The organism is Ensifer sp. Root423, from assembly GCF_001426275.1.
Taxonomy (GTDB): domain Bacteria; phylum Pseudomonadota; class Alphaproteobacteria; order Rhizobiales; family Rhizobiaceae; genus Ensifer; species Ensifer adhaerens.
This window is the reverse complement of record NZ_LMEG01000001.1, coordinates 609,233-634,873: the sequence shown is the minus strand read 5'-3', so window position 1 is coordinate 634,873 and position 25,641 is coordinate 609,233. Positions and strand designations below refer to the sequence as shown.

The following is a 25,641-nucleotide window of genomic DNA, read 5'->3' as shown; positions in this document are numbered from 1 at the left end:
ATGCCAGGCTCAAAAGTAGTAAACGGCCTTTCCCATTCGATCCGCACCGCGGTTCGCCACATCACCACACCTTGCAATACCAATGAGGAACCGCATGGACACGATCATCGGCTTTCTGAACACGATCTTTTGGGGCTACGTGCTGATCTACGGCCTGCTCGCCGTCGGCATCTACTTCACCCTGCGGCTCGGCTTTCCACAGATCGTGCATTTCGGCGAGATGTTCCGGGTCTTAAGCAGCGGCGGCTCGAAGGATGCGGCCGGTATCAGCCCGTTCCAGGCGCTGACCGTCAGCCTCGCCTCGCGCGTCGGCACCGGCAACCTCGCCGGCGTTGCCGTTGCGCTCTATCTCGGTGGTCCCGGTGCCACCTTCTGGATGTGGATGGTGGCGCTCGTCGGCATGGCGACGGCCTATGCGGAAAGCGCGCTGGCGCAGCTCTACAAGGTGCGCAACGAAAACGGTCAATATCGCGGCGGTCCCGCCTTCTACATCGCCCGCGGCCTCAACGCGCCCTGGGCGGCGACGATCTTCTCCGTCTGCCTGATCCTCTCCTTCGGCCTCGTCTTCAACGCCGTGCAGGCCAATTCCATCGCGGACGCCGTCCAGGGTGCGTTCGGTGTGCCCAAGATCGCCGTCGGTATCGCGGTTGCGACCATCTCCGGCATCGTCATCTTCGGCGGCATCCGCCAGATCGCCCGCGTCGCCGAAATCGTCGTGCCCTTCATGGCGATCGCCTATCTCCTGACCGCGATCTACGTGCTCGTCGTCAACGCGTCGATCGTGCCGAGCGTGCTGTGGACGATCATCTCCAGCGCCTTTGGCCTGCAGGAAGCGGCAGGCGGTGTCGCCGGCGGCGTCACGGCTGCGATGATGAACGGCGTCAAGCGTGGCTTGTTTTCCAACGAAGCCGGGATGGGCTCGGCCCCGAACATCGCGGCCGTCGCCACGCCCGTGCCGCATCACCCGGCATCGCAAGGCTTTGTGCAGTCGCTCGGCGTCTTCATCGATACGATCCTGATCTGCACCGCGACCTCGGTCATGATCCTGCTGTCGGGCACCTTGGAACCCGGTTCCGGCGTCACCGGAACGCAGCTGACGCAAGCGGCCATGAACGTGCATATCGGCTGGGGCGGCAGCTACTTCATCGCCGTCGCGATCTTCTTCTTCGCCTTCACCTCGATCATCGGCAACTATTCCTATGCGGAGAATGCGCTCACCTATCTCGGCGGCGCCAATCGCGTCGGCGTTCTGGTCATGCGCTGCGCCGTGCTCGTCATGGTCGTCTGGGGCGCGTCCGAAAGCATCACCACCGTGTTCGACGCGGCAGACGCCTCGATGGGGCTGATGGCAACGATCAACCTCATTGCCATCGTGCTCCTCTCCGGTACCATTGCCAAACTGACGAAGGACTATTTCGCCCAGCGCCGGCAGGGTCTCGACCCGGTGTTCCATGCGGCCGACTATCCGGAGCTGCAGGGCCAGATCGACGGCGAGATCTGGTCGCGCCAAGAGGCGGCCGGCACGGTCCGAAGCGTGGAGGACAAGGCATGGACGGCGCCCACGGGCCGCTGAGACAGACGGAGCCGGCTCCGGCAGAGCCGACACTGGCCAAGCGGCGCGGTATCTATCGAGAGTATGCCGCGCCCGGCGCACTCGTCGGCCATGTCGAATGCCTCTGGCGCCACCAATTGCCGGAGGGGACGGCCGCACCCATCGCGGTCGTGCCCGACGGCTGTGTCGATATCCTCTGGTCCAGGCACGGCCTGGCGGTTGCCGGGCCTGACCGGGTGGCCGCTTTCCCCGTCTTCGCGCCGGGCACCGACATCATCGGCCTGCGCTTCCGCCCGGGCATCGCGGCATCCTTCCTGCACACATCGCTTTCGCAGATCATCGGCGCGGTCGTTCCGCTCGACGCCTTCTGGGGTCCAGCCGCGCGCAAACTCGAAACCAGGATTGAGGACGCGCCCGATGCGGTCCACCGCGCCGAGATGCTCACGGAAGCGGTGCTTGAGCGCCTGCCGGCCGTCTCGCCGCCATCAGGCGATATCGCCGCCACCCTCGCCCATCTGCGGCAGAGCCATGGCTCGTCCGACAACAACCCCATCCGCGCCCTCGCTACCATCACCGGCACCAGTGAAAGGACGCTGAGGCGCCGCTGCCACGAGCATTTCGGCTACGGCGCCAAGACGCTCGACCGCATCCTGCGCCTGCAGCGCTTCCTCGGGGCTTGCCAAAGGGACCCCTCCGCCACGCTCGGCCTGCTTGCGCTCGATGCCGGCTATGCCCACCAGGCGCATCTGTCGCGCGAGGCCAGGCAGCTGACCTCGCTCTCACCCGCCGAAATCCGCCGCCAGCTCGTCGGTGACCGGCGGGCGGCCTGACTGGCCGTTTCGTTCAAGACCGGTCGGGCGACCCGTGCTACTCCGTCATGCAGGAGAACAAAGCATGTCAACACTTGAAGCAAAGATCGTTCACACCACCATCGACCGCGACTGGCGCGACGTCTATGCCTTCATGGCAAAGCCCGAGAACATGCCGCGCTGGGCGTCCGGCCTGTCGTCGGGCTTGACCCGCGAGGGTGATCACTGGCTGGCGCCGGGTCCGCTCGGTAATGCCCGCGTGCGCTTTGCGCCTGACAACGCCTTCGGCGTCACCGATCATCTCGTCACGCTGGAAGACGGCACAGAGGTCCACAATGCGCTGCGCGTCGTGCCGAACGGCGACGGCGCGGAGGTGATGTTCACGCTGCTGCGGCAGCCGGGCATGAGCGCCGAACAATTTGCCGGCGATGCCGGCTGGGTGGCGAAGGATCTCGCCACCTTGAAATCGATCATGGAATCCGGAGAAGACAGGTAGAAAAATGGGTAACAAGGGCAACGACAGCCGCATCGACTATGTCGAGTTCAATGTCTCCGACATCGCCGCCACCAAGGCCTTCTACGGCAGCGCCTTCGGCTGGACCTTCACCGACTACGGCCCGGAATATTGCGAATTCCAGGACGGCCGACTGACCGGCGGCTTTACCACCACCGGCCCCGTCGGCAGCGGCGGACCGCTGATCATCCTCTATGCCGACAAGCTCGAGGATATGCTCGCCCGCGTCGAAAAGGCCGGAGGCAGGATCGTCAAGCCGATCTTCACCTTCCCTGGCGGAAGGCGCTTTCATTTCGCCGACCCGGATGGTTACGAACTGGCGGTCTGGTCTGCGCAGTAAGCAGGCCCATGAAGGCGCGGCACTGAAACGACCCTTAGACACTGGCGAACGGCCGCTCCCCTCTCGTCCCTCATCTCTGTGCTCGTCACAGAGATCAAGCGGCCGTGCGTCTGCAGGGCAGAGATGCCAAATAAAAATGCCGGCACCCGCCCTTCTCGCGCCGCCGACGCGGCGCGACCGGATTTCTGTGACGAGCACAGAAATGAGGGAGATGTTGGTGAGGCCGTCACATTGGCTGACCAGCAGCTAGTCGGTCCATTGCAACCGCACCGATTCCCTGTGGACACGCGCTCCCGCTTTACGCCGGTTTAATCTCTACACGTCAGAATTGCGCGCGACGAACACGAGGGCGCGCAAGAGCATGGCCGACACGCATGATTTTCTGAAGAACTCGGTCATCATCGGCGCCCATCCCGATGACGAGTTGCTGTGGTTCACCTCGATCCTCCGAAAAGTCGACGAGGTGATCATCCTTTACCGCGATATCTGGTCGGAGCCGCAGATGGGCGACGCACGCGCCGCTGCGATCAAGGCCTACCCCCGCGGCAACGTGCGCTTTCTGGAAATGGAAGAAACCGGCTCCTTCGATTGCGCCGACTGGACGAACCCGAAGCCCGGTCCCTTCGGAATGGAGTTCGGCACCGAAGGCACACGCCGCGAAGCCAAGCGCATCGTCAAGAAATCGCTGTCGCAGATCATGCCCGGCAGCTTCCGCCACTCCACCCGGCCGATCGCCCAGGCTTACCGGGACAATTACGAAACGCTCTATCGCACGCTGCTGCCGCTCCTGAAGCCCGACATGAACGTCTTCACCCACAATCCCTGGGGCGAATACGGCCATGAGGATCACGTCCAGGTCTTCCGGGTGCTGGACCGGCTGCGCGACGAGATCGGCTTCAAGCTCTGGATGTCGAACTATTGCACCGAGCGCTCCATGCCGCTCGCCATGCAGTATTTCAGCCGCAGGCCGCAAGACTATATCCGTCTGCCCGCCGACAAGGGCTTCGCCGAGCAGGTGGCAAACATTTATCGCCAGCACGGCTGCTGGACCTGGCGCGACGACTGGATCTGGTTCGACGACGAATGCTTCATGGAAGCGCCGTCGAGCAAGCCGGAAAGCGGCGGTTTTCACCTCCTGCCGATGAACCTTTTCAACTTCGGCACGGTCGTGAGAAAGCCGGTCAACACCTCGCTGCTGCTCGGCACGGCGCTATCGAGCGTCGTGGTCGGCGCCACCATCGCCGCAGCCCTCGAATAAGAAGGCCCGGCGCCTGCTGCTTCGGGCGTCGCCGTCAGGCAAGCGCCGGTTCGGCGAAGTAAACCACCATCCGCAGATGCCGGTGCTCGTCCACAACCAACGTCTCGTGGCGGAAACGCAGGCGCCCGCTCCCGGCATCGATCAGGGACCCGATCCCGCGACGGACCTCGTCAATGCCAGGCGCTGCCCACCAGCGCCTGAAATCGGCCGACAGGTCCTTCAGGCTTTCGACCAGGGCCAGCATCGACGGATCATCCGGCGCCACGGCAAAATCGTATCGGAACTGGGCAAGCAGCTTCGGCGCGTCCTCGCGCCAGGCGGGCATGCGCCTCCGTATCTCGGGATCGGCAAACACCATTTGCAGGATATTGCCAAGCTCCGGCTGCCGGGCGCTAAAGCCGAACAGAGCGTCTGCCGCAGCGTTCCAGGCAACGACATCCCAGCGCAGGTTGATCACATGGGCCGGCCGGACCGTGAGCTCGTCCAGCAACGTCTGGATCAGCGGCGAAACGGTGACGCGATGATGTGCCTCCGGCGGTGGCGGCCGCTTGTGGGCAAGCAGGAACAGATGGCTGCATTCGGCGTCGTCGAGCTTCAGCGCTCGCGCCACATTCAGCAGGAACGCCTCCGACACTTTGATGTCGCGCCCTTGCTCGAACCACGTGTACCAGGTGAGCCCGACACCGGCGAGCGCTGCCACCTCCTCCCGCCTGAGGCCCGGGGTGCGCCGCCGCCCGGTGAAGGCAAGGCCGGCATCGGCCGGCGTCAGCTTCGCCCTGTGTCTCGTCAAAAACTCCGACAGCTCGTTCTTGCTTCGCTCAAGACTTCGTTCGTTCACGCTATTGCTCTCAGTAATAGGATAACTACTTAAATTGTAACAGGATGACTGTGCCCTGAAGATGTGGTCTCCGCAACCAGCCCAAGCGAAGACGGAGGCCACTTTTGACAATTCTCAGCGACCGACCATCCCACCTCACCGACCATGCCGATCCGGGTGAAACGCGCGCGGGCCTGCGAGAATGGGCCGGGCTCGCCCTGCTCGCGCTCCCCACCATCCTGCTCGGGCTCGACCTGACGCTGCTGCATCTCGCTTTGCCGGCGCTCGCGGCGGATCTGAAGCCCACCAGCACCCAGGCGCTCTGGATCGTCGACGCCTACGGCTTCATGATCGCGGGCTTTCTGATCATGATGGGAACGCTCGGCGATCGCATCGGTCGCCGCAAGCTCCTGATGCTGGGCGCGGCCGCCTTCGGCGTCGCCTCGGTGCTTTCGGCCTATTCCACCAGCGCCACCATGCTGATCAGTGCACGCGCGGCACTCGGCGTTGCCGGCGCAACGCTGATGCCGCCGACCCTGGCGCTGATCAGCAACATGTTCCTGAACCCGCACCAGCGCGCGCTTGCGATCGGCGTCTGGGCGACCATGTTCGCGCTCGGCATGGCCGCGGGGCCGATCGTCGGCGGCATCCTGCTCGAACGTTACTGGTGGGGGGCTGCCTTCCTCGTCGCACTGCCGATCGTCGGGCTGCTGCTCATCGTCGCGCCGTTTCTGCTGCCGGAATATCGTGCCCCGCAATCGGACCGCCTGGACATGGCCAGTGTGGCGCTGTCGCTGGCGGGGCTGCTGCCCATCGTCTACGGCATCAAGCAGATCGCCAAGGATGGCCTTGGGCTCGGCGCCACCCTCGGCCTGACCGTCGGCCTCGTCGCCACGCTCCTCTTCATCCGGCGACAACGCCGGCTTCGAAGCCCGCTGATCGACCTCGAGCTCTTCTCCGACCGCGCCTTCCGCACCGCGCTGTTGATCCTCCTGATCGGCCTGACGGCTGTCGGCGGCACGATGCTGCTCATCACCCAGTATCTGCAGCTTGTCGTCGGGCTTTCTCCGCTGTCGGCGGGCCTGAGAATGGGCCCCTCGGCGCTCGCCATGCTTTTGGCCGGCATCACCGCACCGCTCATCGCCAGGCGCTTCGGCCCCGGCCCCGTGATCGCAGCGGCGCTGGCGCTCTCCGTGGTCGGCTACCTCCTGCTCGCCCAGCTCGGCCATACGCCATACGGGGTCGGGCTGGTAACCGCCGCATTTGCGCTCGTCTATCTCGGCCTTGGAACCATTGCCGCGCTTGGCACCGATCTCGTCGTCAGCGCAGCGCCCGCCGAAAAGGCCGGAACGGCCTCGGCCCTCTCCGAAGTGGTGCAGGAACTCGGCCTTGCCGTCGGCATCGCCACGCTCGGCAGCCTGACCACCGCCGTCTACCGCATCGAAATGGCCGGCCAGACGCTGATCCCCGGCGAGATCGGCGACAGGCTGTCGGACAGCCTCGCCGGCGCCGTATCCGTCGCGACCGAGCTACCGGCGGGCATGCTGGAGCAAGCCCAGGCCGCCTTCATGACCGGCTTCAACGCAGCCGCCGCCGTTTGCGCCGTCGCCATCGCGATCATGGCGACGCTTGCCGTGGTTTCGTTGCGAAGGCGTGTCGGCGAAAAGGCGAGATCTTGAGAGGACACGTCGGCCAATTCATTGACATCTTCCCTCAATGACGAAACGCTCCAGATGAAAAAGGCCGCGCCATTTGGCGCGGCCTTCTCGACTGGATGGATGAGAGCTGCCCCTCACTGTCCTGCCGGACATCTCTCCCCGCCTGGCGGGGAGAGAAACGCTGGGGCACCCGCCCGGCATCAAGCCTGAAAAGCCTGAGCGGTAGCCCACTCAAGAACGTGATGGGCGGCTCCATCGCCAACCTTACGTTTAACCTGGCGAGGCCAGCGCGGCTTACGCCCTTCTCCCCGCCCGGCGGGGAGAAGGGCCAGCAGGCGAATGAGGGGCGCCACCATCACCTACGGATGAGTGGCAGGTCCGCAAGCCCCTCGTTCCTCTTACTCGCCGCCACCCAGCGAATGCACGAAGATGGCGAGCTGCTTGACGGTGGTGTCGCCGAGGCGTGGTAGCCAGGCGGGCATGACGCCGTGCTTGGGCGCCTTCATCTGGGCGACGATCGCCTGTTCGCTCGAGCCGTTGAGCCACAGCGCATCGGCAAGGTTGGGCGCGCCGAACTCGCGGTTGCCCTTGGCGTCGGCACCGTGGCAGGAGGCGCAGTTTGCCTCAAACAGCGCCTTGCCCGGCTCTACCATGGAGGCATCCGACGGCGTGCCGGTGAGGCTGACGACATAGGCCGCCGTCTGCTTGATCTCTTCCGGCTGCAGGATTTCCGCGAAGGACGGCATTTCCGAGACGCGGGTGTCGTCGTCGCCGTTATAGCGGATGCCGTGGGCGATCGTCTGGTAGATCTCTTCGGGCTTCCCACCCCAGAGCCAGTCGTCGTCGTTCAGGTTCGGGAAGCCGGCAGAACCGGCCGCACCCGAGCCGTGGCACTGGGCGCAGTTGACCTTGAAGGCCGAGGCACCGCCGGAAACGGCGAAGTGCTGCAGCTGCGGATCGGCCATGATGTCGGCGAGCGAGCTCGACGCGATCTTCTCGATGTTGCCGGCCTGCGCTGCCTTGGCGCTGGCAAGCTCCGCACTCACCTCGGCGCGGCTCGAATAGCCGAGCACGCCCTTGGTGGCGTCGGTCAGAAGCGGCACGGCCGGATAGACGATCATGTAGCCGACCGCCCAGACGATGGTCGCGTAGAAGGTATAGACCCACCAGCGCGGCATCGGATTGTTAAGCTCGCGGATACCGTCCCATTCGTGGCCGGTGGTCTCGACGCCGCTGATTTCGTCGACGTGTTTGTCCGCCATTCTATTAATCCTCCTTCAGGGGGATGGCTGCGGCATCATCGGCGGCCTTCTTGGCGCCGGGCCGGAAGATGAAGGCGACGACGCCCAGGAAAAAGAGCGTCATGGCAAGGAGCGCCCAGCTATCGGCGAACTGGCGCATGGCCGTGTAGGTTTCCATGGTGCGGTCTCCTTAGCGATAGCCGGTGGTGTCGTCATAGGTGGAGAAGTCGACCAGCGTGCCGAGCATCTGCAGATAAGCGATGAGCGCGTCCATCTCCGTCAGCTTCTGCGGATCGCCGTCGAAGTCGCCGAGCTTGGCCTTCGGATAGCGGCCCTCGACGCCGGACGTGTCGGCGTTCGGATCTGCCTGCGCCTTGATGTCGGCAAGCGCGTTGTCGATCATCTCGTCCGTGTAGGGCACGCCGACCGCCTTGTTGGCCTTGAGGTTCGCGGCGATGTTGTTCACATCGAGCGGCGTCGCCTTGAGGAAGGCGTAGCTCGGCATCACCGATTCCGGCACCACCGAGCGCGGCTCGATCATGTGCTGCACGTGCCACTCGTTGGAGTAGCGGTCGCCGACGCGCGCCAGGTCCGGCCCAGTGCGCTTGGAGCCCCACTGGAACGGATGGTCGTACATGGATTCCGCCGCCAGCGAGTAGTGACCGTAGCGCTCCACTTCGTCGCGGAACGGGCGGATCATCTGGCTGTGACAGACATAGCAGCCTTCACGCACATAGATGTCGCGGCCGGCAAGCTCCAGCGGCGAATAGGGACGCATGCCCTCCACCTTCTCGATGGTGTTTTCGAGGTAGAAGAGCGGCGCGATTTCCACGATGCCGCCGACAGAGACGACGAGCAGCGAGCCGACGAGCAGCAGGGTCGCGTTGCGTTCGAGCGTCGCGTGTTTGTCGAGAATGGACATTCTCTATGCCCTCCTATTCCGCAGCCTTGAGCGCGGGCGTCGCACCGAAGATCGGGGCTTCATCGCGCACGCGGCCGAGGATGGTCATGGTTACGTTGAAGGCCATGAGCAGAGCTCCGGCGAGGAAGAGTGCGCCGCCAAGGGCACGCAGCACGTAGTAGGGAACCATGGCCGCGACCGATTCCGCGAAGGAATAGACGAGGAAGCCCTGGTCGTCGTACTCGCGCCACATCAGGCCCTGCTGGATGCCGGCAACCCACATGACCGCCGCGTAGACGACGATGCCGAGGGTGGCGAGCCAGAAGTGCCAGTTGACCATGCGCACGCTGTAGAGGCGCTCGCGGTTCCACAGCTTCGGAACGAGATAGTAGATCGCGCCGAAGGTGATGAGGCCGTTCCAGCCGAGCGCGCCGGAATGCACGTGGCCGATGGTCCAGTCGGTGTAGTGGCTGAGCGAGTTGACCGTCTTGATCGACATCATCGGACCTTCGAAGGTCGCCATGCCGTAGAAGGCAACGGCCATGACCATCATGCGGATGATCGGGTCGGTACGGATCTTGTCCCAGGCGCCCGAAAGCGTCATCAGGCCGTTGATCATGCCGCCCCAGGAGGGCATCCAGAGCATGACCGAGAACACCATGCCGAGCGTCTGCGCCCAGTCGGGCAGCGCGGTGTAGTGGAGGTGGTGCGGACCCGCCCAGATGTACATGAAGATCAGCGACCAGAAGTGGATGATCGACAGGCGGTAGGAGTAAACAGGGCGATTGGCCTGCTTCGGAATGAAGTAATACATCATGCCGAGGAAGCCGGCCGTCAGGAAGAAGCCGACGGCATTATGCCCGTACCACCATTGCGTCAGCGCATCCTGCACCCCGGCAAAGGCCGAGTAGCTCTTGGAGCCGAGGAAGGAGACCGGAACCGCCAGGTTGTTGACGATGTGCAGCATCGCGATCGTGACGATGAAGGCGAGGTAGAACCAGTTGGCCACATAGATATGCGGCTCCTTGCGCGTCAGCAGCGTGCCGAGAAAGACGGCGAGATAGGCGACCCAGACGATCGTCAGCCACAGGTCCACATACCATTCCGGCTCCGCGTATTCCTTCGACTGGGTGATGCCCAGCAGATAGCCGGTGGCGGCCATGATGATGAAGAGCTGGTAGCCCCAGAACACGAACCAGCCGAGATTGCCGCCGAAGAGGCGGGCACGGCTGGTGCGCTGGACGATGTAGAAGGACGTTGCGATCAGCGCGTTGCCGCCGAAGGCGAAGATGACCGCCGAGGTGTGCAACGGCCGCATGCGGCCGAAGTTGAACCAGGGCTCGATGTTGAGGTCCGGGAAGGCAAGCTGGAGTGCAACCACGACACCGACGAGAAAGCCGACGACGCCCCAAAAGACGGTGGCGATCACGCCGTACTTGACCACCTCGTCAAAATACTCCGACTGGGGTGGCGGCGGTGACGCCCTGCCCGCGGAAGCCGGGCTGAACTCGATGCGGCGCATCAGGAGGATGGTGCCGGCAAGAAGCGTGAAGAACAGCACCCACATATGGGCTTCGAAGTGCCGGTCCTGGGCAAACCCGGCGCCGACAAGCGCCAGGAATGCACCGACCCCGAGCAGGATCATCTCGAATGTGTATTTCATGGTTGGGTCCCCAACTTTATCCGAACGCACGCGACAACACCCCGAAACGAGGGGTGTCACCGCAGCTTGCCCGAAAGTGTCAGAATCGGGGCAGCCCGGCCTTGATTCAGATCAAGGCTTTGTCACCTCGTTTGGATCATCCTCGGCAAACAATAGGGAGCGCCGTGGGAGCTGGCGTCTGAAGCCGATGAAAAAGACTTTTGAAGACGGACGAATCCGCAGCCGGCTGGACCCGGCCCCCCGGCGGGAGTCCGTGGCCGAGCCGTTTGCCTGGCTTGCCCGCGCCCACGAGGAGCAGCTTGCGCTCTGCAATTGCCTGGAGGAAATCGCCGACAGCCTGCCTGCGGAAATCGACCGGCAGAAATGCCTCTATGCCGCAAAGGTGCTGGAGCCGCTGATCCGCGAGATGCACTCGGGCGAAGAAAACCTCGTCTTCTCCTGGATCGAACGCACCTACCGCGGCGATCCGACGCTCGGCGCGACGCTGGAGCGGCTGAAATACGAACATTGCGAGGACGAGTGCTTCGCCGAGGAGCTGACCGAAATGCTGGAGCGCCTCGGCGCTGCCGACCAGACGGTCAATGCCGAGACCGCCGGCTACATGCTGCGCGGCTTCTTCACGAGCCTCAGGCGGCACGTCGGCTTCGAGCAGGAATGTCTGCGCAGCATCACCGCGCCGGTCGGGTGAACCGGCCTTCGCGGCAGGTGGACATGCAAGGCGGCCGTTACCCGGCCGCGCTCCCCTCATGCATTTTCGATTGATACCGCCGGAACCGGCGCCTCAGGCCGCGATCGCGCGGCGGCGGTCGGCATGTTCCTGGATCACTAGAATAGCGCCGATGAGCTTGCCGGTGCTCGACATGCACGGCGTCAGCCGGCAGCGCACGACGACCGTGCGCGCGTCGACCGTCTTGGCGAAGGTGTAGTCCACCACTTCGCCGGCGAAACACCGGTCGAGATAGGATTTCACCCGGAGCTCGAACCGCTGGATGCCGATGAACTCGACGATATGCCGGCCGATCAGGTCCATCGGGCGGCTTTCCAGATGCTCGGCATTGCGCGGATTGGTGTAAAGATAGCGGTAGTCGGGCGTGATCACCGCAAGCCGGTCCGGGAAGCTGTCGAGGATCGCCTCGTTGAGCAATCCTTCGTCCGCCCTGCCCTTGTTCGGCTGCGCCGGCAGGCGCTCCAGTTGCAGGTCGGCGAGGTTCTCCGCACCGGTCGCCGCGAAGTAGCGATTGATCAGCGATTGCAGCAACTGCGAATGGCGCAGCACGCAGGAAATGTCGTCGGCTTCGACGCGCAGAATGTCGATCAGGAACTGAAACTGAAGCCGGGCATCTTCGACGCTCACCGCCTTCTCGTCGTAGACGGATCTCAAGATCGGATCCAATTCGCGATCCAGAATGCTGATCAAATGCTCGTCTGCCGTACGAACGGCATACTGCAGCTGCGAATATTTGAACCAGAACAGCTCAATCAGTTCGTTCAATTCGAAACCCCAATTCCCCCACGGCAAAACCGCTTCGATGCACTTACAAAACAGGCGTAGATGCTCAGGACACTGATCTGGTTCTTGACGTTTCCCCCACCACTTCCGCGTAAAACCGCACTGCTCGGGTCATCCAAAGCGCTTGCAGGCATTTTCTCACGCGACAGGCATAAGTTTACACTCATTGCGATAGCGTTCAACAGCAGAAAGAAAAACTTAACGTTTACGCACGTTTTCGAGGGAAGATCGGCGCCGATGCCCCCGCGTACTTGGCAAAACGCAAAGCCCGGCACACGGGGTGCCGGGCTTGCAGGAAGATCAAGCCTGCTTGCGCAAGACGCAATCTGGCTGGGGTCGCGGGCGAAGGAGAATCAGTCTTTCAGGTAGCGCTTGATGTGCCAGCGGTCGTGATACCAGAGCCATTGGCCGGGATACTCCCTCACCCAGCTTTCCACCTTGTCGTTCAGAACCTGCGCCGTAGCGGTCACGTCGACGCTGCCGTCGGCCTTGCGTGGGATGGCGATCGCCGGTTCGATCTCCAGGCGGAAACGGCCACCCGGCAAGCGGATGCAGCGGGCCGGATAGACCTCGCAGTTGAACTGGCGGACGAGCTTGGCGAGCAGCGGGTTGGTCTGCACATCCTGGCCGAAGAACTTGGTCTTTAGACCCTTGCGGAATTTCTGGTCGACGAGAACCCCGACGCCCTGGCCGCGCTCCAGCTGGCGGGCGAGCGCAAAGGACGAGCCCGCATGCGACGGCACGAGCTTGCCCATGCGTTCTGCGCGGAAGTTGAAGACCTTCTCGGCCACGTATGGGTTGTTCGGCGGCCGGAACAGCACCGTCACGTCGAGCCCGAAGGCTGAGCCGGCGACCGGCAGCATTTCGAAATTGCCGCTATGCGCGGTAAAGACGATGAAGGGGCGCGGATTGTCGCGAAGCTCGAGGAACAAGGGAATGCCCGAGACTTCGATGCGCCCGGGCGTCGTGCGCTCCGGGTCGAAATCGAAGAGACGGTCGAGGAACACGTATTCGGCCGCCATGCGGCCCATGTTGCCCCAACTTTCGAGCGCGATCTGCTCGATCTCCGCTTCGCTCTTTTCCGGGAATGCATTGCGCAGGTTCGTCAGCGTCAGCTTCTGACGGCTGGTCTTCGGGCCGATGAACCGCAGGGCGCGATCCATGAAGTTGATCGCGCCGTCAGCGGGAAACATCTTCAGGATCGTCAGAAGCAGAAACACGAACTGCGCAATCAGCCACTGGCGGAAACGATCCGCCGCCAGCACCAGCCGTGTGATCAGCATGCGCACGTCGATCAATCCATCTTCAGGATGATCTTGCCGAAGATCTGGCGCGATTCCATGCGCTCCAGCGCGCGGTCGATCTCGTCGAGGCCGATTTCGGTGTCGATGACCGGATGTACGAGGCCGCGCGCCATCTTCTGCATGGCGTTCGCCATGTTTTCCATGCGGCAGCCGAAGGAGCCGAGCAGCTTCAGCTGCTGCTGGAACAGCATCATCAGGTTCATGTCGGTGGACACGCCCGAGGTCGAGCCGCAGGTGACCAAGCGGCCGCCGCGCTTCATGCAGAGCATCGAGCCCGCCCAGGTGTCCTTGCCGACGTGTTCGAACACGACGTCGACGCCCTTCTTCTTGGTAAGCTTGCGCACCACGCCCTCGAAGCGGTCGGTGCGGTAGTTGATGACGTGATCGGCGCCGAGCGCCTTGGCCTTCTCGATCTTGTCGTCGGAGCCGACGGTGGTGATCACGGTGCAGCCGATCTTCTTGGCAAGCTGGATCGCCGCCGAGCCGATGCCGGAACCGCCAGCATGCACGAGGATGGTTTCGCCGGGCTCAAGCTTGGCGTTGTCGAACAGCATGTGCTCGACGGTACCGAAGGTGACCGGAGCAAGGGCTGCAGCGACCGCGTCGACGCCCGGAGGTGCCGGTACCAGCAGGCGCGCCGGCAGGTTGATCTTTTCCTGCGCGAAGCCGTCGAGGTGGAAGCCGTGAACGCCGCCGACATGTTCGCAGAGGTTGTCGCGGCCTTCCTTGCACGGACGGCAGAGGCCGCAGGTGCGCGCGCCGTAGATCGAGACGAGCTGGCCCGGAAGCACGCTTGAAACACCGGGACCGATGCTGTCGACGACGCCTGCTGCCTCGGCGCCGATGACGAGCGGCATCTTGCGCTTGGCGAATGCCATGCCGCGCCAGCCCCAGACGTCGATATGGTTGAGCGCAACCGCCTTGACGCGCAACGTCACCTCGCCCGGGCCGGGTGCTTCCGGTTCCGGAATGTCGGTGATTTCGAGCTTGCGGTCATCGAGCAGTTGCAGGGCGCGCATGGTTCTTCCTTTAAATGTTCAGATCGACAGGCGGCATATACACGTCTTGTGGGCATGTCGCCATTCTACAGAGAGCGGCGCGTTAGCCCCCTCTGCCCTGCCGGGCATCTCCTCCACAAGGGGGGAGATTGGATGTGGCACCCCTTTGCCCTTCACGAAAAGCACCGAAATCGGGCCTTGTTATTGGAGCGATCGGCCGGCCGCGCGTCGATCTCCCCCTTGTTGGGGGAGATGGCCGGCAGGCCAGAGGGGGGTATTTCGTTTCACCAGGTCCGGCTCAAGCCGGCTCGGCCGTCATCACCAGGCTGGCGTTCTGGCCGCCGAAACCGAAGGAGTTCGACAGCACCGCAGACACCTGCTGGCTGCGTTTCACGTTCGGCACCACGTCGAGCACGATCGCCGGATCGGGGTTCTGGTAGTTGATCGTCGGCGGCAGCGTGCCCGTCAGCATCGTCAGAATCGAGAACACCGCCTCGACCGCGCCGGCGGCCGTCAGGGTGTGGCCGATCATCGACTTGTTCGACGAGACCGGGATCGACGGCAGATGCTCACCGAAGACGGCAGACATCGACAGATATTCCATCTTGTCGTTCTCGGGCGTCGAGGTGCCGTGCGCGTTGATGTAGCCGATGCCGCCTTCGTCGATGCCGGCGTCGGCAAGGGCCGCGCGGATCGTCGCAATCGCCGGGCCGCCGTCGGGCGACGAGCGCGTGCGGTGGAAGAGATCGGCCTTCTCGCCGCAGCCCTTCAGGATGCCGTAGACACGGGCGCCGCGGGCAACGGCAGATTCAAGCGATTCCAGGACCAGGGTCGCAGCGCCTTCGGCGATGACGAAGCCGTCCCGATCCTTTGTGAAGGGCTTGGAGGCCTTCTCCGGCGGATCGTTCTGGGTGGAGAGCGCGGAAAGCAGCGCAAAGCGGATGAGTGCTTCGGCGCTGACCGAACCATCGGTCGCTACCGTCAGCGCACGATCGGTGCGGCCCTGGCGGATCGCCTCGACGCCGAGCTGGATCGCGGTCGCGCCCGAGGCACAGGCCGTCGAGAGCGTCACCGGCAGGCCGCGCGTGCCGAAGCGATCGGCAAGGCGCTCGGAGATCGAGCCGAAGAGCACGGCCTCATGGAACACCGGATCGGCCTTCTGGCGCATCGCGGCGAGGAAACGGTTGTACGCATCGCCCGGCTGTTCGGAAGGCGGCGAGCGGTCGGCAAGCTCGAAGCGCGCGCTCCATTCAGGCTCGATCGGCGGGGCGGCCAGAAACAGCGGACCGTTGAAGTCGCCGGAAAGCCCCGCCTGCGCCAGCGCTTCCAGCGTCGTCTCGCGCGCCATGGCGTAGGAGCGCTCGACGGAGTTGGCCGCCGGCACCTCGATGAAATCGACCATGCCGGAGATGCGGGTGTTGAGACCCTCCGTCGGGAAACGGGTGATCTTGCGGATGCCGGAGACGCCGCCGGTCAGCGCCGACCAGTTGTCCTCGAGCCCCTGGCCGAGCGAGGTGATGACGCCCATGCCAGTGACGGCGACGATCGGACGACCGAGATGATCCTTGTAAGCGTTGCTCATCAATCGTTCCTCTTATTCGGCCGAAAGGACCGCGACGCCTTCGCCGCGTGAATGACCGACGGTGGTCACGACCGCCGACCGGGCAGCCGCCGTCATCGGCTTTTCGAAGCTGCCGTCGAAGGCCGGTACCTTGGCGCCGTGGCCGAGCGTGAGTGCAGCAAGCGCGAGGCCCGCCGGAAACTGCGCCTCGATGCTGTGCCCGACGATGCCGCCATAGGCACGCACCGGCGCGCCGGCCAGATTGGCCTGCAGGAACGCCTTTTCGCTGGCGACGAGATCATGAAAGCCTGACGTGCCGGAAAAGACCACGGTGCCTGCAGGGTCGAGCTTTTCGGCCGGTTTCGCAAGGTCCGCAAGGCGGGCTTCGAGCTTGCCGTCAGCGCGGCTGCCGCGGTCGCTGCCGATCGCGTCGATCGTCGCATAGATACGGGCGCCACGGGCTTCGGCGTACTCGCGTGATTCCAGCACCAGGAAGGCTCCGACCGACCCGGGGATCATGCCGCCGCCGTTGTCGCGGCTGCGCGACCAGATCGGGTGCCAGTCACCGGTCGCCTGGCCCTGGATCGCCTCGATCATCAGCATGATGTCCAGGCGCTCGGCCGAAAACGCGCCGCCGACGAGCGTATGCGTCGACTGGCCGGCCTTGATCCGGGCAAAGGCGGTTTCGATCGCCGAGATGCCGGCCGCTTCCTCGCCCATGAAGGTGCGCGACGAACCGGTGACCTTGTGCACGATCGAGATGTTGCCGGCGAGCAGGTTCGAAAGCTGGGCCAGGAACAGCGTCGGGCGCAGTTCGGTCGTCAGCTTTTCATTGAGGAGCTGTTCGCGGTCGTTGCGCTTCAGCGCCTCGTCGACGATCAGCGAATCGACGTTGATGTCACGCTCGCCGCCGCCGGCAGCGACGATCATGTCCATGCTGCCGCAGGCTTCGAGATTGTCCTTGAGACCGGCGTCATCGAGCGCCAGGCCCGCGGAAAAAACGCCGAGACGCTGCCAGTTTTCCATCTGCCGCTGGTCGCCACGCTTGGCGATCTGCTGCGACCAGTCGATCTCCGGCAGCGGGTGCACCGGATAGGGGCTGAACTTTTCGGTCTCGACGCGCACGGCCGGCGACGTGCCGGCGGTAAGCAGCGCCAGATGCGGCTCGACGCCGACGCCCTGGCTGGTGACGATACCGACGCCGGTAATGACAACGTCGTTTGCAGATTTGCTCATCTTACTTCTCCGAACCGGCTGCCGCCGAAAGCGCCGCCATCAGACCCACTTCTCCAGCCCGCTTGCGCACGATATCGCCGAGCGGAACCTGATCGAACGGCATCGTTCTCAGTTTCAGCTGGGCATCGCAGACCTTCTTGCCGCCAGAGGTGATCTTCGCCTTGGTGACGGCAAAGCCCGAACCTTCATGCTCGAGGAAAGCCTCGATCTCGAGTTCGGCCGAGGGCTCGACGAAGGTCCGCATCTTGGCGCCGTCGACCGACATCAGGAAGGGCATGGCGGCGAAATTGGTGGCGGCGAGCACCAGGAAACCGGAGGCCTGCGCCATGGTCTCGATCAGAAGCACGCCGGGCACCAGCGGGTAGCCTGGGAAATGGCCTTCGAACACCGGGCTCTTCTCCGGCACGACGGACCGCGCCGTCAGCCGGCCAGCCGAAAGATCGACCGTTTCGACACGGTCGATCATCTGGAAGTATTCAAGGAGCATTGAGGCTCACCCTGTTGGTTTCGGGCTCAAGTAAAAACGCCAATGCCGCCTGTCAAGCGCGGGGCGCGACGGGCGGCATTGGAAATCGAGTGGCAAGGCTCGGGCGAAAGCCCGATCAGCCCTTGGCAGCCCGCAGTTCGTCGATCTTGGCGCAGAGGTTCTTCAGAACGAAGTATTCTTCGGTCGAAACCTTGCCTTCGTTGACTTCCTGCGTCCACTGCTCGAGCGGAATCTTGATGCCGAATTCCTTGTCGATCGCAAACACGATGTCGAGGAAGTCCAGGCTGTCGATGCCGAGATCGTCGATCGTGTGGCTTTCCGGCGTAATCGTCTCGCGATCGATCTCGCTCGTTTCCGCGATAATGTCGGCAACCTTGTCGAATGTAGCTGTCACGCGCATACCTCTAATATTTTAAGTCGAGTCTCGGCGATCCTATAGGTAAATGCGCCGCAAAAGCCAATGGCCTTGATGGCAAAGGCTTTCGAATTGGAAAACGGTGTTGCGACAGAGCATGGGGTCAGACGGCCACCGAATGCCGGCCCCGGCCGTTGCCGAGATAGGCGTCGAAGGTGGCTGCAACCGAGCGGGCAAAGGGCCTGCCGCGTTCAGTCAGGCGGAAAACCCCGTTTTCGATCGTCGTCAGCCCATCCACGTCGCGCGCCCGAAACAGCCGTGCCTCCTCGATCACAGCCCCTGCCAGCCCGGGAAACGCTTCCTCAACCTCAGCAAAGGAGAAGGCAAAACGGCACATGACGTCGGCAATCACTTTTGCTCTCAAAGTGTCGTCCGGTGTGAAGCGATAACCGCGGACCGCAGCGAGCCCCGTGTTTTCAACATGGCGCAGATACTCACCGGTCGCCGGCATGTTCTGGACATAACCTTGACGAAACTGGCCGATCGCGGAGGCGCCAAGCCCGACGAGCGTTTCGGCGGCATCGTCGGTATAGCCCTGGAAATTGCGACGGAGACGCCCTTCCCGGCTGGCCCGCGCCAGGCTGTCGTCGGGCTTCGCGAAATGGTCGATGCCGATGGACTCGTAGCCGGCGGCAGCCAGCATTTCGGCCGCGCGGCTCATCTGCGCGAAGCGCTCGACGATGCCGGGCAGGCTTTCGTCCGGGATCATCTTCTGATGCGTCTTCATCCACGGCACATGGGCGTAGCCGAAGAGTGCGACGCGATCGGGGTCGAGCGAAAGCACTGCCTCCATGGTGCGCTCAAGCGACTGGAGGCTCTGATAGGGCAAACCATAGAGCACGTCGCAATTGACCGAATGCACGCCCCTTACCCGTGATGCCTCGATCGCGTCACGCGTCTGCTCGAAGGTCTGGATGCGGTTGATCGCCTTCTGCACGACGGGGTCGAAATCCTGGATGCCGAAGCTCGCCCGCGTCATACCGATCCCCGCCAGCGCATCATGGCGCGCTTCGTCGAGATCGTTCGGATCCATCTCGACGCTGATCTCGCAATCAGCCGCGAAGGTGAAGTGATCGGTAAAGGCGCGTTTCAGCGCGATCAGGTCGTCGGGCCTGACGAGCGTCGGCGAGCCGCCGCCGAAATGCAGGGCCGTTACCTTGGCTTCGCGGCTCACCCGCCCGCCGATCTCTGCAATCTCCCGATGCAGGCCCGTGAGGTAGGTTGCCACCGGATCATACCGCAGCGTCTGCTTGGTATGGCAAGCACAGAACCAACAGAGCCGGTCGCAATAGGGCACGTGAGCATAGAGCGAGATCGCCTCATCCGGACCGATCGCCCCGAGCCAGCTTTGATAGTCAACCGGCCCCACCGCTTCGGAAAAATGCGGCGCGGTCGGGTAGCTGGTGTAGCGTGGCACGGGGTTCGCATGCTTGAGGATTAGCGCGTCGTCCATCAGTCTCTCCGCTGTCATGAAAACGGCTTAGGACGGATCGGCAATGAGGCCTTTGATTTTGATCAAGTCGGCGAATTAACACGTTAAAATTGACAATGCTCAAGCCAGCATGAGACATTGTTTCGCGCTTTCGGAATTAGCACCTGTCAACTCTTGATTTAACGACCCGCATCCTCTTTGGTCATCCAGGGAGCAATGGAATGCAGGTAGAAAGAATTGCAGATCGTGAACGAACATCGCCGCAAGGATATCCATAATTCGGACGTTCCAGCCGTCTGCTCCGCCTGCGAGGCGCGCCATGGCGGCGTTTGCGGTACGCTCTCTCCGGATCAGCTTCTCGACCTCAGCCGTCACTCCACCCGCCGCAGCATCGAGCCCGGCCGCGAGGTCATCGGCCAGGGAGAAACCACCGACAGCTACGCAAATATCATCTCCGGCGTCGTCAAGCTCAGCAAGGTGCTGGCCGACGGCCGCCAGCAGATCGTCGGCCTGCAGTTCGCCCCTGATTTCATGGGCCGGCCCTTCACCCGCGAAAGCGCGCTGACGGCGGAAGCGGCTGTCGACACCGACATCTGTTGCTTCCCGCGCAACGTCATCGAGCGGCTGGTCTCCGAGGCTCCCGGGCTGGAACACCGGCTGCACGAGCAGGCGCTGAAGGAACTGGACGAAGCGCGCGACTGGATGCTCACCCTTGGCCGCAAGACCGCGCAGGAGAAGGTCGCAAGCTTCCTCTACATCATCGCAACTCACATCGACCCGGAAAACGGCACCTCGAACGTGTTCGACCTGCCGCTGTCGCGCGCCGACATCGCCGACTATCTCGGCCTGACCATCGAGACCGTCAGCCGCCAGATCACCAAGCTCCGCAAGGAGAATGTCATCCGCATCGAAAACAGCCGCCACGTCACCGTGCCGAGCCTCGACCGGCTGATGCATGTGGCAGGCATCGACTGACGGTCGCCAGCGGCTCTTAGCTGCCTCATCAAGTGCCCGACAGAATTGCCCTCTCCTCGGGTTTACCCCGAGGAAAGCCAAGCAGTCACGTTGAAGATGGGGACGCGCATTCTACCGTTCACTTCTTACGAAACGGTCGAAGATGAAGCGGAAACGGTGCCTCGGATCTTCTCCCCTTCAAAACAGAGAGAAGGTCCCGGCAGGGGGATGAGGGGCTGGCTAGGCAGGCGTCACCGCGTAATTACGATCCGCGTGTTCTTCAGCCCATGTTCCCGCGTCAGCGCAAAAAACTCCGCCGCGTTGTTTGGATGGAGCCGCACGCAGCCGTGCGATGCCGGGCGGCCGAGGCGTTTGATGTCGTAGGTGGCGTGGATGGCGTAGCCGCCGTTGAAGAACACGGCATATGGCATCGGCGCGTCGTCGTATTTGCGTGAACGGTGATTGCGAGAGAGCCATTTGGCGCTCCAGCTGCCGCGTGGCGTCACATAGCCCTTGCGCGCCGTCGACACCTTCCAGCGATACATGACGACGCCGTATTGCCGCACGGTCATCGTCTGCGACGACAGGCTGATATCGGCAATGAGATTGGCGGCGTTCGCGGGTTGAACGGCAAACTGCAGCAGAGCGGCAATCAGCGCAGTCAGAAAGCTTTTGCGCATGCTTCTCTCTCCGGGAAGACGAACACGTACCGGTGGAACCAAACGTTCCAGGAGAATAACTGATCGAATATGATACGATCTTAATACATATGGAAAGCAGAGTCTTAATGCGAAGGTCAACTTCCGCGATCAAATCATTGCGATTGCAAGAACAAACCCGGCCATGACCGTACAGGCGCCATAAAATACAGCAATACCGGCGTCGATGTCTTCGCTTGTTGCAACCGCTCGGCCCGGACCGTTGATCATAGGTTCGCTGACCTTGACGCCGCCATAGATCCGCGGACCGGCAAGCTGCAGATCGAGCGCGCCGGCCATGGCCGCTTCCGGCCAGCCGGAGTTCGGCGAGCGGTGCAGGCCATGGTCGCGAAGGGCCACGGTCAGCGCATCCTTGGCGGCGCTGGCGCCACGATGGATCAGCGCACCGGCTGAGATCAAAAGGATCGAGAGCCTCGCTGCCGGCAGGTTGGCGAGATCGTCGAGTCGGGCCGAGGCCCAGCCGAAGTGCAGATATTTCGGCGACTTGTGGCCGATCATCGAATCGGCGGTGTTCAGCATCTTGTAGGCAAGAAGCCCCGGCAGGCCGGCAACCGCGTACCAGAAGGCCGGCGCCACGACGCCGTCGGAGAAATTCTCGGCAAGGCTTTCGATCGCGGCACGGCAGACCGCCGGCTCGTCGAGCGTCTTTGGATCGCGACCAACGATCATCGACACGGCGGCACGCCCGCCTTCCAGCCCGCCCTGTCGCAAGCCCCCGGCCACGCGACGCACGTGATCGGCGAGGCTCTTCTGTGCCAGGAAGACCGCGACCAGAACCGCCTCGAGCAGAAAGCCGAGCGGTCCGAGGACGGCGAACAGGCGATGCAGCAGATGGCCGAACCAGGCGCTGATGCCAAGCAACAAAAGGATCGCGACGACGCCACGAAATTTGCGCGCGCTATCCTCGAGGTCCTCCCGGTTCAGCCGCGCGTCGAAAAAGCCGATGGCCTTGCCGAAAAACACGACCGGATGCGGCACGCGCGCCCAGAGCCAGTCCGGATCGCCGACAACGCGGTCGATCACCAGCGCCAGCGCGAGAATGAGCAGGATCGTCTCCGACACCTCAGAGCTCCATGCGGGCAAGCGCGTCCGCCAGCCGTCGGTCACCAGCCGCGTCAGGCGCAAGACCGACCCTGAGCCAGGTCGGGGCATAGTCGAACTTGCGCGTGAGAATATGGGCCTCGCAGAGCCGCTCCTGCAGCAGAGCTGCCCTGGGATGCTCGACCAGCACGAATAGCCCCGTGCCGCCGATACGGTTGAGCCCTGCCCCATCGAGAGCCGCATCGAGGCCGGCGCGACGCTCGAGGATGCCCGCCGCGATCGCCTTCGTATCGCCCTGCATCAGCGCTTTCGAGATCGTCAACGCCGGGCCGGAGACAGCCCAGGGACCGAGCCAATCGGCAAAGGATGCAAGCACTGGCTCGGTCGCAACGACGAAGCCGAGGCGCAGGCCCGCAAGGCCGAAGAACTTGCCGAAGGAGCGGAAGACGATGAGGTTGCCTTGCCCTGACGCGTGACCAGCGACACTCAGTTGCGGCTCAAGATCGCCGAAGGCCTCATCGACCAGCAGCAGTCCGCCGCTCGCCTTCTGCCTTGCGGCGATCGCCAGAAGCTCCGCCGGCGCCAAGGCGCGGCCGGTCGGGTTGTTGGGGTTGACGACGATGACAAGCCCATGTTCGGCCGTGAGCGCGTCGGCATCCGCGACGCGATCGACAGCAAAGCCGGCCGCTTCAAGCACGCGGGCATACTCGCCATAGGTCGGCCCGAAAATCGCGACGTGCCTGTTGGCCGGAGCAAGACGTGGCAGGAGCTGGATCACCGACTGGGTGCCCGGCACCGGCAAAGGCAGCACGCCGTTGGTGCGGTAGTAGTCGGCGGCGGCGCTCCGCGCATCATCTACCGTCTGCCGATCCGGCAGCCGGTGCCAGGCGCGCTCAGGGACCGCGGGCAAGGCGACGGGGCATGGATTGATGCCGGTCGACAGATCGAGCCAGTCTTCAGGCCGGCCGCCATAGCGCGCTGCGGCCTCGGTGATGCCGCCACCATGAACGATCGGTGCGCTCATGCAGCACCTGCGACGTCGATCAGATGCATGAAGGAACCGGCGACAGGGCCGCGCCGGAGGCCCGCCTGGCCGAGATCCTCGCCGGCGGCGTCGCTGACCGCAAACAGCCGATCGGCCGCCCCTTCGGCGACGATGGTCGCATAGTGGAATTCGTGCGCCGTCATGGGTCCATCGAAGAAGGCGTTGTCGACAGGCACGACGCGGCGATAGCCGAGGTGCCGCCTGCGCTCGGCAAAACTGGTTACGAGCGGCAGCAGGCCGAGCATGTCGTAGCGTGTGCCATCGGCAGCGACAAGCCCTTCGCCGAGCACCATATAGCCGCCGCACTCGCCGAAGATGCGGGCGCCGCGTTCCGCCGCGGAATGCATGCCGGAACGGAATCGGGCGGCGGCGCTCAGCTGCCCCGCATGCAGCTCCGGATAACCCCCCGGAAGATAGACGGCATCGGCTGCCGCATCCGGCCCCTCGTCGGCGAGCGGCGAGAAGAAGGAAATCTCCGCGCCGCCTTGCCGCCAGCCGTAAAGCAGGTGCTCGTAGCAGAAGGCAAAGGCGATATCGCGCGCGACCGCGATGCGCTGACCGAGCGGCCGCAAACGCTCGGCATCGGCCGCCGCGGGCACCTGCGGGAAAATCGTCGCGATCAGGCGGATGGCGTCGAGATCGCAGGCAGCCTCGACCCGCGCGGCCGCCGCCTCGATGAAGCCCTCAAGCGCTGAGTGTTCGCCCGCCTGCACGAGCCCGAGATGGCGCTCCGGCAGTTGCAATGCGCTGTCCTGCCGGAGCACGCCGAAGACAGGCATGCGCACCTTGCCGAGCGCATCGCGCAGCATCATTTCATGCCGATCGCTGCCGACCTTGTTGAGGATGACGCCAACCACCCGGATATCGTCGCGATGATCCGCATAGCCGCGCACGAGGGCGGCAACCGACTGGGACATGCGGGCGCAATCGACCACCAGAATGACCGCAAGGTTCAGCGTCGCGGCGAGGTCCGCTGGCGTTCCCGAGCCGTCGGCAGCACCGTCATGCAGTCCCATCATCGCCTCGACGATCAATGTGCGCCCGCCGGAGGCCACATGCGACGCATTGGCAAGCAGCAGTTCCGGGCGCATCGCCCAGGGGTCGTAGTTGAAGCAGGGCTCGCCGGTCGCTGCCGCGTGGAAAGCGGGATCGATATAGTCCGGCCCCGCCTTGCCGGGCGCGATCGCCACGCCGCGCCTCTTCAGGGCGCGCATCAGCCCGAGCGTCACCGTCGTCTTGCCGGAGCCGGACGCGGGTGCGGCAATCAGCAATCCGCTCATGCCGGGTTCCTGAGAATGCGATTGGCGAACGGGTCGGCGGCAAGCTTGCGCCCGTCCAGCGCGCCGATCCAGTCGAGCGCTGCGCGCAGCCGCACCACCTCGCCGACGACGACGATCGCCGGCGGCTCCAGCCCTGCCGCCGCAACATCGGCCTCTGCACGCGCAAGCGTCGTTTCCAGCACCGCCTGCTGCGGCGTCGCGGCGTTGCAGACGAAGGCGACCGGTTCGTCCGGCGAGCGGCCGCCGGCAATGAGGTTGGCGGTGATCGCGCCGATATGTTTCATCGCCATGTACATGACGATGACAGGCGAGCCGCTGGCGATGCCCTGCCAGTTGATGCGATCCGGCACCAGGCCGGAGGAATCATGGCCAGTCAGGAAAGTGACCGCGTGGTTGACCTCGCGATGGGTCACGGGAATGCCGGCATAGGCAAGCCCGCCGATACCGGCGGTGATGCCGGGCACGATTCGGAACGGCACCTGGTGTTCGACCAGCGTCAGCGCCTCCTCGCCACCGCGACCGAAGACGAAGGGATCGCCGCCTTTGAGGCGCAGCACCCGGTTGCCGGCGCGCGCGAGTTCGACGAGGCGAAGCGAGATGTCGCGCTGCTTCGGCGACGGCTTGCCGCCACGCTTGCCCGCAAACTCCAGCACGGCGCCCGGCCGCGCGAGCTTCAGGCAATCCTCGTTGACCAGCGCATCATGCACGATCACATCCGCCTGGCGCAGCGCATTGGCCGCATGCAGCGTCAACAGGCCGGGATCGCCGGGGCCGGCGCCGACCAGCCAGACCGAACCTTTTTCGAGCGCCGGCAATCCGGCAAAGAGGTCGTCGATCATGCGTGCTGTCCCACCTGTATTTCGGCGCCACCCAACGGCACGCCTGACGCGCTCTCTAAAGAACCGG

Annotated in this window: 26 protein-coding genes; 8 read left to right on the top strand and 18 right to left on the bottom strand. The window is 63.9% G+C overall.

Annotated elements, in window-relative coordinates; all coding sequences use genetic code 11:
- Nucleotides 1-94 precede the first annotated feature (94 nt).
- The 5 genes from ASD01_RS03185 (at nucleotide 95) to ASD01_RS03165 (ending at nucleotide 4,473) form a co-directional block, all read left to right on the top strand.
- Complete coding sequence (locus ASD01_RS03185) at nucleotides 95-1,573, top strand: alanine/glycine:cation symporter family protein (RefSeq protein ID WP_090425676.1); 1,479 nt, start codon at nucleotides 95-97, stop codon at nucleotides 1,571-1,573.
- Nucleotides 1,549-2,382: a helix-turn-helix domain-containing protein gene (locus tag ASD01_RS35300; protein ID WP_244495181.1), complete on the top strand. Its 834-nt coding sequence runs from the start codon at nucleotides 1,549-1,551 to the stop codon at nucleotides 2,380-2,382. Before ASD01_RS03185 ends, ASD01_RS35300 begins: the two co-directional genes overlap by 25 nt.
- Nucleotides 2,383-2,446: 64 nt before the next feature.
- Nucleotides 2,447-2,857, top strand: coding sequence for an SRPBCC family protein (locus tag ASD01_RS03175; protein ID WP_034788394.1), 411 nt, complete (start codon nucleotides 2,447-2,449; stop codon nucleotides 2,855-2,857).
- 4 nt (nucleotides 2,858-2,861) lie between these two features.
- Nucleotides 2,862-3,215, top strand: a complete 354-nt coding sequence (locus ASD01_RS03170) for a VOC family protein (protein ID WP_034788390.1) — start codon at nucleotides 2,862-2,864, stop codon at nucleotides 3,213-3,215.
- A gap of 361 nt (nucleotides 3,216-3,576) precedes the next feature.
- Complete coding sequence (locus tag ASD01_RS03165; protein WP_060520627.1) at nucleotides 3,577-4,473, top strand: hypothetical protein; 897 nt, start codon at nucleotides 3,577-3,579, stop codon at nucleotides 4,471-4,473.
- 34 nt (nucleotides 4,474-4,507) lie between these two features.
- On the opposite strand, the gene ASD01_RS03160 is transcribed toward ASD01_RS03165, so the two are convergent.
- Entirely contained in the window at nucleotides 4,508-5,311 is an 804-nt protein-coding gene (locus ASD01_RS03160) for a helix-turn-helix transcriptional regulator (protein WP_034788385.1), read from the bottom strand.
- Between the two features lie 104 nt (nucleotides 5,312-5,415).
- On the opposite strand from ASD01_RS03160, the gene ASD01_RS03155 reads away from it, so the two are divergent.
- Complete coding sequence (locus tag ASD01_RS03155; protein ID WP_082572762.1) at nucleotides 5,416-6,969, top strand: MFS transporter; 1,554 nt, start codon at nucleotides 5,416-5,418, stop codon at nucleotides 6,967-6,969.
- Nucleotides 6,970-7,346: 377 nt separating this feature from the next.
- Here ASD01_RS03155 and ccoP read toward each other — a convergent pair whose 3' ends face one another.
- The 4 genes from ccoP to ccoN are packed head-to-tail and all read right to left on the bottom strand — an operon-like array spanning nucleotide 7,347 to nucleotide 10,753.
- The gene (gene ccoP, locus ASD01_RS03150; RefSeq protein ID WP_034788383.1) at nucleotides 7,347-8,210 is read right to left on the bottom strand and encodes a cytochrome-c oxidase, cbb3-type subunit III; all 864 of its coding nucleotides are present in this window, start codon (nucleotides 8,208-8,210) and stop codon (nucleotides 7,347-7,349) included.
- Between the two features lie 4 nt (nucleotides 8,211-8,214).
- On the bottom strand, nucleotides 8,215-8,367 hold the full coding sequence (locus tag ASD01_RS03145) for a CcoQ/FixQ family Cbb3-type cytochrome c oxidase assembly chaperone (protein ID WP_034788377.1): 153 nt from the start codon (nucleotides 8,365-8,367) through the stop codon (nucleotides 8,215-8,217).
- A gap of 12 nt (nucleotides 8,368-8,379) precedes the next feature.
- Nucleotides 8,380-9,111, bottom strand: a complete 732-nt coding sequence (ccoO, locus tag ASD01_RS03140) for a cytochrome-c oxidase, cbb3-type subunit II (RefSeq protein WP_034788367.1) — start codon at nucleotides 9,109-9,111, stop codon at nucleotides 8,380-8,382.
- A gap of 13 nt (nucleotides 9,112-9,124) precedes the next feature.
- On the bottom strand, nucleotides 9,125-10,753 hold the full coding sequence (gene ccoN, locus ASD01_RS03135; RefSeq protein ID WP_034788365.1) for a cytochrome-c oxidase, cbb3-type subunit I: 1,629 nt from the start codon (nucleotides 10,751-10,753) through the stop codon (nucleotides 9,125-9,127).
- A 253-nt stretch (nucleotides 10,754-11,006) separates the two neighbouring features.
- Here ccoN and ASD01_RS03130 point away from each other — a divergent pair, with 253 nt between their 5' ends.
- Nucleotides 11,007-11,441, top strand: coding sequence for a hemerythrin domain-containing protein (locus ASD01_RS03130; RefSeq protein ID WP_234852497.1), 435 nt, complete (start codon nucleotides 11,007-11,009; stop codon nucleotides 11,439-11,441).
- A gap of 93 nt (nucleotides 11,442-11,534) precedes the next feature.
- Here the strand turns inward: ASD01_RS03130 and ASD01_RS03125 are convergent, their stop codons facing one another.
- From ASD01_RS03125 to hemN, 8 genes are all read right to left on the bottom strand, one after another.
- Nucleotides 11,535-12,245: a PAS domain-containing protein gene (locus ASD01_RS03125; RefSeq protein ID WP_060643547.1), complete on the bottom strand. Its 711-nt coding sequence runs from the start codon at nucleotides 12,243-12,245 to the stop codon at nucleotides 11,535-11,537.
- 371 nt (nucleotides 12,246-12,616) lie between these two features.
- A complete protein-coding gene (locus ASD01_RS03120) occupies nucleotides 12,617-13,546 on the bottom strand; it encodes a lipid A biosynthesis lauroyl acyltransferase (protein WP_034788563.1) in 930 nt (309 codons plus the stop codon).
- Nucleotides 13,547-13,557: 11 nt separating this feature from the next.
- A complete protein-coding gene (locus ASD01_RS03115; protein WP_034788322.1) occupies nucleotides 13,558-14,586 on the bottom strand; it encodes a zinc-binding dehydrogenase in 1,029 nt (342 codons plus the stop codon).
- Nucleotides 14,587-14,863: 277 nt separating this feature from the next.
- Entirely contained in the window at nucleotides 14,864-16,147 is a 1,284-nt protein-coding gene (locus ASD01_RS03110; protein ID WP_034788320.1) for a beta-ketoacyl-ACP synthase, read from the bottom strand.
- A 12-nt stretch (nucleotides 16,148-16,159) separates the two neighbouring features.
- Nucleotides 16,160-17,362 carry a beta-ketoacyl-ACP synthase gene (locus ASD01_RS03105; RefSeq protein WP_034788318.1) on the bottom strand — a complete coding sequence of 401 codons (1,203 nt, stop codon included), beginning with the start codon at nucleotides 17,360-17,362 and terminating at the stop codon, nucleotides 16,160-16,162.
- Between the two features lies 1 nt (nucleotide 17,363).
- A complete protein-coding gene (locus tag ASD01_RS03100; protein ID WP_034788315.1) occupies nucleotides 17,364-17,849 on the bottom strand; it encodes a 3-hydroxyacyl-ACP dehydratase FabZ family protein in 486 nt (161 codons plus the stop codon).
- A gap of 115 nt (nucleotides 17,850-17,964) precedes the next feature.
- Nucleotides 17,965-18,249, bottom strand: coding sequence for an acyl carrier protein (locus ASD01_RS03095; RefSeq protein WP_089044188.1), 285 nt, complete (start codon nucleotides 18,247-18,249; stop codon nucleotides 17,965-17,967).
- A gap of 118 nt (nucleotides 18,250-18,367) precedes the next feature.
- The gene (gene hemN, locus ASD01_RS03090) at nucleotides 18,368-19,717 is read right to left on the bottom strand and encodes an oxygen-independent coproporphyrinogen III oxidase (RefSeq protein WP_034788311.1); all 1,350 of its coding nucleotides are present in this window, start codon (nucleotides 19,715-19,717) and stop codon (nucleotides 18,368-18,370) included.
- A gap of 216 nt (nucleotides 19,718-19,933) precedes the next feature.
- Between hemN and ASD01_RS03085 the strand changes: the two genes are divergently transcribed.
- Nucleotides 19,934-20,671: a Crp/Fnr family transcriptional regulator gene (locus ASD01_RS03085; RefSeq protein ID WP_051659129.1), complete on the top strand. Its 738-nt coding sequence runs from the start codon at nucleotides 19,934-19,936 to the stop codon at nucleotides 20,669-20,671.
- A 230-nt stretch (nucleotides 20,672-20,901) separates the two neighbouring features.
- Here ASD01_RS03085 and ASD01_RS03080 read toward each other — a convergent pair whose 3' ends face one another.
- From ASD01_RS03080 to cobA, 5 genes are all read right to left on the bottom strand, one after another.
- Nucleotides 20,902-21,330 carry a L,D-transpeptidase gene (locus tag ASD01_RS03080; RefSeq protein ID WP_034788308.1) on the bottom strand — a complete coding sequence of 143 codons (429 nt, stop codon included), beginning with the start codon at nucleotides 21,328-21,330 and terminating at the stop codon, nucleotides 20,902-20,904.
- Between the two features lie 129 nt (nucleotides 21,331-21,459).
- The gene (gene cbiB / locus ASD01_RS03075; RefSeq protein WP_034788304.1) at nucleotides 21,460-22,431 is read right to left on the bottom strand and encodes an adenosylcobinamide-phosphate synthase CbiB; all 972 of its coding nucleotides are present in this window, start codon (nucleotides 22,429-22,431) and stop codon (nucleotides 21,460-21,462) included.
- A gap of 1 nt (nucleotide 22,432) precedes the next feature.
- A complete protein-coding gene (cobD, locus tag ASD01_RS03070) occupies nucleotides 22,433-23,434 on the bottom strand; it encodes a threonine-phosphate decarboxylase CobD (protein WP_034788299.1) in 1,002 nt (333 codons plus the stop codon).
- A complete protein-coding gene (locus tag ASD01_RS03065; protein ID WP_034788296.1) occupies nucleotides 23,431-24,735 on the bottom strand; it encodes a cobyrinate a,c-diamide synthase in 1,305 nt (434 codons plus the stop codon). The genes cobD and ASD01_RS03065 overlap by 4 nt, the downstream gene beginning before the upstream one ends.
- The gene (gene cobA / locus ASD01_RS03060) at nucleotides 24,732-25,571 is read right to left on the bottom strand and encodes a uroporphyrinogen-III C-methyltransferase (RefSeq protein ID WP_176960267.1); all 840 of its coding nucleotides are present in this window, start codon (nucleotides 25,569-25,571) and stop codon (nucleotides 24,732-24,734) included. The genes ASD01_RS03065 and cobA overlap by 4 nt, the downstream gene beginning before the upstream one ends.
- Nucleotides 25,572-25,641: the final 70 nt, after the last annotated feature.

Coding starts and splice junctions, on each gene's coding strand:
- ASD01_RS03185 (WP_090425676.1), top strand. CDS start 95: ATGGACACGATCATCGGCTTTCTGAACACGATCTTTTGGGGCTACGTG.
- ASD01_RS35300 (WP_244495181.1), top strand. CDS start 1,549: ATGGACGGCGCCCACGGGCCGCTGAGACAGACGGAGCCGGCTCCGGCA.
- ASD01_RS03175 (WP_034788394.1), top strand. CDS start 2,447: ATGTCAACACTTGAAGCAAAGATCGTTCACACCACCATCGACCGCGAC.
- ASD01_RS03170 (WP_034788390.1), top strand. CDS start 2,862: ATGGGTAACAAGGGCAACGACAGCCGCATCGACTATGTCGAGTTCAAT.
- ASD01_RS03165 (WP_060520627.1), top strand. CDS start 3,577: ATGGCCGACACGCATGATTTTCTGAAGAACTCGGTCATCATCGGCGCC.
- ccoP (WP_034788383.1), bottom strand. CDS start 8,210: ATGGCGGACAAACACGTCGACGAAATCAGCGGCGTCGAGACCACCGGC.
- ASD01_RS03145 (WP_034788377.1), bottom strand. CDS start 8,367: ATGGAAACCTACACGGCCATGCGCCAGTTCGCCGATAGCTGGGCGCTC.
- ccoO (WP_034788367.1), bottom strand. CDS start 9,111: ATGTCCATTCTCGACAAACACGCGACGCTCGAACGCAACGCGACCCTG.
- ccoN (WP_034788365.1), bottom strand. CDS start 10,753: ATGAAATACACATTCGAGATGATCCTGCTCGGGGTCGGTGCATTCCTG.
- ASD01_RS03120 (WP_034788563.1), bottom strand. CDS start 13,546: ATGCTGATCACACGGCTGGTGCTGGCGGCGGATCGTTTCCGCCAGTGG.
- ASD01_RS03115 (WP_034788322.1), bottom strand. CDS start 14,586: ATGCGCGCCCTGCAACTGCTCGATGACCGCAAGCTCGAAATCACCGAC.
- ASD01_RS03110 (WP_034788320.1), bottom strand. CDS start 16,147: ATGAGCAACGCTTACAAGGATCATCTCGGTCGTCCGATCGTCGCCGTC.
- ASD01_RS03105 (WP_034788318.1), bottom strand. CDS start 17,362: ATGAGCAAATCTGCAAACGACGTTGTCATTACCGGCGTCGGTATCGTC.
- ASD01_RS03100 (WP_034788315.1), bottom strand. CDS start 17,849: ATGCTCCTTGAATACTTCCAGATGATCGACCGTGTCGAAACGGTCGAT.
- ASD01_RS03095 (WP_089044188.1), bottom strand. CDS start 18,249: ATGCGCGTGACAGCTACATTCGACAAGGTTGCCGACATTATCGCGGAA.
- hemN (WP_034788311.1), bottom strand. CDS start 19,717: ATGGACGACGCGCTAATCCTCAAGCATGCGAACCCCGTGCCACGCTAC.
- ASD01_RS03080 (WP_034788308.1), bottom strand. CDS start 21,330: ATGCGCAAAAGCTTTCTGACTGCGCTGATTGCCGCTCTGCTGCAGTTT.
- cobD (WP_034788299.1), bottom strand. CDS start 23,434: ATGAGCGCACCGATCGTTCATGGTGGCGGCATCACCGAGGCCGCAGCG.
- ASD01_RS03065 (WP_034788296.1), bottom strand. CDS start 24,735: ATGAGCGGATTGCTGATTGCCGCACCCGCGTCCGGCTCCGGCAAGACG.